This is a genomic window from Kitasatospora sp. NPDC056531 (assembly GCF_042794375.1).
GTDB lineage: Bacteria > Actinomycetota > Actinomycetes > Streptomycetales > Streptomycetaceae > Kitasatospora.
In genome coordinates, this window is record NZ_JBHTTU010000351.1 from 1 (window position 1) to 1,486 (window position 1,486).

Below are 1,486 nucleotides of genomic sequence, written 5' to 3' on the forward strand. Positions count from 1 at the left end.
CCACAACCCCCGACGACATCACCCACCGCCCCACCACCACCACACCGAGTCAACACCGGACGGCCGCCACTGAGACCGCCACCGGCGCCGGGCGCACGGGGACGACCCGGAAGGGCACTCCCACGGGCGGTCGGGTCAGGTCTTCTGCCGGCTGGGCAGTGAGAATCTGATCTTGGGCCGGGCCCGGGCCCCCGCGCGGTGGTAGAAGCGGATGGCGTCGGTGTTCCAGTCGGGCGTCTGCCACTGTATTTGTGCGGCGCCGCGGGCTGCTGCCGCGTCCTTCACGGCGTTGAGCAGGGCATTCCCCCAGCCCTCTCCTCGGTGCGGTTCGGTGACGAACAGGCAGTCCAGGTGGACGTAGTCGGTCGCCTGCCAGGTGGAGAACTCCCGGGAGTAGGTGGCGTAACCGATCAGTTCACCTCCGTGGTCGACCACGAGGCACCATGCTCTCGGATGTGCCGAGAACAGCACGGGCTCCAGGCGGGTGGCGAGGTCAGCGGGCACGGGTTCGGCGCGCTCGAAGGCAGCGTGGGCGGCGCACAGGTGAGCTATCGCCGGCAGGTCGGCCGCGGCGGCCGGACGGATCACGCCGCCCGGCCGTGCGGTGTCCTTCAGCATGCGCAGGAGATGCCCGAGCGCGGGGCGGTCAGGTCGTCGATGGGGCGCTGCTCGACGCCGGTGGCGCAGTCGTAGGCGAAGCCCTCGCGCACCCAGTACTCGAAGCCGCCGAGCATTTCCTTGACCTGGTAGCCGAGGCGGGCGAAGGCCAGCGCCGCACGGGTCGCGCCGTTGCAGCCGGGACCCCAGCAGTAGGTGACCACGGTCTGGGCCGGGTCGATCAGCTGCGGTGCCAGGTCGGCGATCCGCGTGGTGGGGATGTGGAGGGCGCCGGGGATGTGGCCCTGGTCCCAGGCGACATTGCTGCGGGTGTCGACCACCACGACGCCGGGTGCGCCGGACACCAGATCGGCGTGGACGTCGGAGACATCCGCCTCGAAGGCGAGACGGGCGGCGTAGTGGGCGGCGGCCTCGGCCGGGGCGGCGGCGGGCACGCTCAGGACGGCGCTGGCGATCTCGGCGGAAGCGGTGGCAGACATGGGCGGGGCACCTCTTGTTCTTGCTGGTCGGGACGGGGTCCGGTGGGCCGTGCCGGGTCTCCCCGGCTGGCGACGGCTCCATCCTCTGATCCCTGGGCCCGCCCTACGAGTGGCGTAGACGCCTGAGGTCGCCAAGATCCCGCCAGCCGAGACAGCAGCGGGGTTCGGGATGGGACCGCAGCCGGTTGAGGTTGCGGGGTGCCGGCTGCGGCCCCGGGGGTCGCCTCGTCCGCTCCGGCGACGTGGGGCGGCGGCGCATGGGGATCAGGGCAGGAGGACGCCCTTGCCCCAATTGCGGTGGGCTTCCAGGACTCACTGCGTGGCCGCGCCGGCCAGCTCGCCGCTCAGGCGGTGAGGGCGGGGTAGTCGGTGTAGCCGCGGTGGTCGCC

Annotated in this window: 2 protein-coding genes; both read right to left on the reverse strand. The window is 72.2% G+C overall.

All coding sequences use genetic code 11. The features are described from left to right. Window positions 1-135 precede the first annotated feature (135 nt). Window positions 136-618 carry a GNAT family N-acetyltransferase gene (locus tag ACFQ87_RS46345; RefSeq protein WP_380617069.1) on the reverse strand — a complete coding sequence of 161 codons (483 nt, stop codon included), beginning with the start codon at window positions 616-618 and terminating at the stop codon, window positions 136-138. Next, the gene (locus ACFQ87_RS46350) at window positions 612-1,097 is read right to left on the reverse strand and encodes a rhodanese-like domain-containing protein (RefSeq protein ID WP_380617070.1); all 486 of its coding nucleotides are present in this window, start codon (window positions 1,095-1,097) and stop codon (window positions 612-614) included. Before ACFQ87_RS46350 ends, ACFQ87_RS46345 begins: the two co-directional genes overlap by 7 nt. Window positions 1,098-1,486: the final 389 nt, after the last annotated feature.